Raw genomic sequence first — 3,610 nt, 5'->3', positions numbered from 1 at the left:
GGGTCGGGACCACATCACTGGAACGCGCTCGAAGCGCTTACCATGGGCCTGGCTCTCCTGACCCCACCTCACCGACGTTGCGCCATACCTGTTCCGTTCCTCTCGCGAGGACTGAACTGGTGGTGATGGAGGAAAGACGACGGCAGGATGACACCTAGCACGCCGATCTGCCTCTTGACCGCCCGCCGCGATCAGTCAGGTTCCCGTCCGAGGCTGGTTTCCGGGCTCCGAAGCTGTCCGAGTGGACTGTCTCGACACCTTCCCAGATCACTTGCGATCCAATGGCATTCGTCGAAACGATGACTTCGTTATCATTGTGGGGGCAGCGCCAGCTTCGAACCGGCTTCCCAATTATCCCCTCGCAACGATCGAGGGGCACCTTGAACACGATCAAGCATGCACTGTCGGAGTAATCGCGGAAGGCTCAAAAGCGATGGTGTAGGCGCAATGGCGACAGTCCAAGTAGCGAGCAGATCGATAAGGGCGGCCAGGTCGCCAAAAGCATACCCGACGCAAGTGCGATGGGGACTCCTTGAAGATCGAGATTTTTTCTGTCTGGTGAAACGGGGAGCGCTCCATCCGGTTTACCGGGGACATAGAACGTATCAAGCTTGACAGTCACAATACGCACGCCCTAGCGTTAAATCGACGGTTCCCCTCGGGGATAATAGGGAACGCGGAGAAATGAGCGATCGTTTCGAACCGCGGCTGCCCCCGCAACTGTAGGCGGTGAGTCCTTCGTTACATGCCACTGGGATCAGGCCCGGGAAGGCAAACGAAGAGCACAACGACCCGTGAGCCAGGAGACCTGCCGTCGCAATGGTCACGCGCGGTAACATTGGGCGGGGGTCCCCGATGGTGGTCGATCCAGATGTCCTGTCGGGGCAGCGGGAGGGGCATCAATCGCAGTGACGGCCATTGGCTATCCTGCTTGAGGTCCTCATGGACGAGACTGCCTGCCGTCTGCAACACGCTATTTCGTCGGCCGCCCTTGTCGGGGTGTCCTGCGTTCTCGCAACGCATGCCCTGGCGCAAAGCGCCGGGACGCAGCCCACCCCGATCGAGCTGGATCCGATCATCGTCACCTCCGCGACATTGCAGCCGACCTCGATCAACAAGGTCGGCAGCTCGGTCACCGTGATCACGGCCGACGACATGGCCAGGCAGCAGCGGCGCACGGTCAACGACGCCCTGCGAACAATGCCGGGTCTCAATCTGGTCCAGTCGGGCGGTACGGGTACCCAGACCTCCATCTTCATGCGCGGAACCAACTCCAATCATGTGAAGGTACTCATCGACGGCATCGACGTTTCCAATCCCGCCGTTCCCAACGCGGCCGCGGATCTCGGCCAGTCGCTGACCGGCGATGTCGAGCGCATCGAGGCCCTGCGCGGGCCGCAAGGCGGGCTCTATGGCGCCGATGCCATCGGTGGCGTCATCTCGATCACCACCAGGAGAGGCTCGGGCCCGCCTCAACTGACGGCTACGGTGGAGGGCGGATCGCACGGCACCTTCAACCAGCGGCTAGGCCTGAGCGGATCGACATCGACCTTCAACTATGCCTTCGGCATCGACCATTTCCGCTCGACGGACACGCCGGTCACGCCGTGGGAGCTTCTCGTGCCCGGCACCGTCGCACGCCCGAACTATTACGACAACTACACCTATTCCGGCCGGGTGGGCGCCGACCTGATCGACAATTTCTCCATCAATGTCATAGCCCGCTATACCGATGCCAAGCTCGGCTTTACAAGCGACGGTTACGGGTCCTGCTTTTGTGCGCCCAACCCCTCGCGCACCTGGCTGTCGAACCACCAATTGTTCACGCGGGCTGAAGGCGTCTGGCATTCGCTCGATGATCGCTACCGCACCATATTCGGCGTCTCCTACAGCAATCTGTGGAGCAGGACCGTCTATCCGCAGGTGACTTTCACAGCGCCGAGCGCGTCGACGGGCGAAAAGCTGAAATTCGACCTGAGGCAGGAAATCGCCCTCAGCGACGATTACAAATTGCTGTTCGGGGTGGAGCACGAACGCTACAGCCTGGACCTGGCGAACCTCAAGGCGTCCAACACCAACAATGCGGCTTACACGCAGCTCGAGGCAAACCCGTTCAAGGGCTTCACCGTGGCCTCGAACATTCGCTATGACCATTATGACAGTTTCGGTGGCCACTTCACCTATCGCCTAGCACCGACCTACACGGTCGAGCAGACAGGAACGCAGCTCAAGGCCAGCGTCGGTACCGGATTCAAAGCGCCGACCTTGAGCCAGCTCTATCAGGATTTTCCCGCCTTCGGCTTCTATGCCAATCCCAATCTGAAGCCAGAGGAAAGCACCGGCTATGATGTCGGCTTCGAACAGCCTCTATTCGATGGCAGAGTGCGGGTCGGCTCGACCTATTTCTACAACAAGATCAAGAATCTCATCGCCGCCAACGCCGACTTCACCACCAATATCAACATCGGCCGGGCCGAGGCGCACGGCAACGAATCCTTCGTGACCTGGAAGGTGAACGACCAGCTCGATTTCAGGGCCGACTATACCTTCACCATCGCCAAGAACGAGGACAGGAACCAGGAATTGATCCGGCGTCCGCGGCATAAGGCGAACTTGCAGGTGAACTGGTCGCCGATCGATGCACTCCATCTCTCCGCCACGCTGCTCTTCGTCGGCTCCTGGATCGACGGCAATCGTGACTTCTCGATCCAGCGCATACAGGCGCCCAGCTACACCACGATCAATCTCGCGGCCGATTACGACGTGAACGAGCAGACCAATGTCTTCATGCGCGTCGACAATCTGTTCGACCGTCGCTACCAGCAGCCCATCGGCTTTCTCCAGCCCGGCCTTGGGGTCTATGGTGGCATTCGGGTCCGGGCGTTTTGAGACGCGCGCGCCGCCATCTCCGCCTCCTGACGATCGGCGTGGCACTCGTGCTGTCCGGCGTCGGGCAGGATTGCGCCTGGGCTGCGGCTTCCGCATCGCTGGTTCCCAGGCGCATCGTCTCCATCAATATGTGCACGGACGAGCTTTTGCTGAGGCTCGCGGATCGCGACAGGGCCGCCTCGGTCACCTGGCTTTCGCATGATCCGCGCAATGCCAACATGGCCCGGGAGACCGAGACCTAATTCCAGGCAGCGCGCTACACTTCAGGACACCGATCGAGGCACTCAAACACATCAGCGCCAAAAAACCCGAGCTGTCGTTCGTCTACCAACCCACGACATGCTGGGACTAGACACCTAGCCCGCGTCGTCGTCAGGGTCGGGCGGGTCGGATCAGGTCCGTGGCTTCTAGCCCTCGACCGCACGAGTTGGAAGTTCGGGCGCCGCGACGTCAATGTCCTGATGCTTGCCATTGTTCATAATGGCATTGCCGTCCCTGTGATGTGGGATGTGCTCGACAGAGCCGGCAACTCGACCACGGCTTATCGCGAGGCCCTGCTGTCGCATTTCTGGTCCGTATTCGGTACCAAGGCCATCGCCGGATTGATCGCAGACCGGGAATTCGTCGGTACGGCCTGGATGACGTTCCTGGCCGAGAACGACATCCCGTTCATCCTGCGCATCAAGGATGCCTTCCAGATCCGCTTGGCCGATGGCCGCCG

The 3,610-nt window shown here is 60.5% G+C and carries 2 protein-coding genes, 1 pseudogene and 2 riboswitches; all 3 genes and pseudogenes read left to right on the top strand.

The features are described from left to right. Nucleotides 1-194: 194 nt before the first annotated feature. Nucleotides 195-398: riboswitch (cobalamin riboswitch) on the bottom strand. 234 nt (nt 399-632) lie between these two features. Next, nucleotides 633-830, top strand: a riboswitch (cobalamin riboswitch). A 112-nt stretch (nt 831-942) separates the two neighbouring features. After that, on the top strand, nt 943-2,889 hold the full coding sequence (locus ACTJKX_RS37940) for a TonB-dependent receptor plug domain-containing protein (protein ID WP_440728480.1): 1,947 nt from the start codon (nt 943-945) through the stop codon (nt 2,887-2,889). After that, complete coding sequence (locus ACTJKX_RS37935; RefSeq protein WP_440728479.1) at nt 2,886-3,131, top strand: hypothetical protein; 246 nt, start codon at nt 2,886-2,888, stop codon at nt 3,129-3,131. Before ACTJKX_RS37940 ends, ACTJKX_RS37935 begins: the two co-directional genes overlap by 4 nt. 219 nt (nt 3,132-3,350) lie before the next feature. Then, nucleotides 3,351-3,610: pseudogene (locus ACTJKX_RS37930) on the top strand (hypothetical protein); the annotation flags it as partial.

The sequence above is a fragment of the Labrys sp. 22185 genome, from assembly GCF_052045555.1.
In the GTDB taxonomy this organism is placed as follows: Bacteria; Pseudomonadota; Alphaproteobacteria; order Rhizobiales; family Labraceae; genus Labrys; species Labrys neptuniae.
This window is presented reverse-complemented; position numbering and strand designations above follow the sequence as displayed.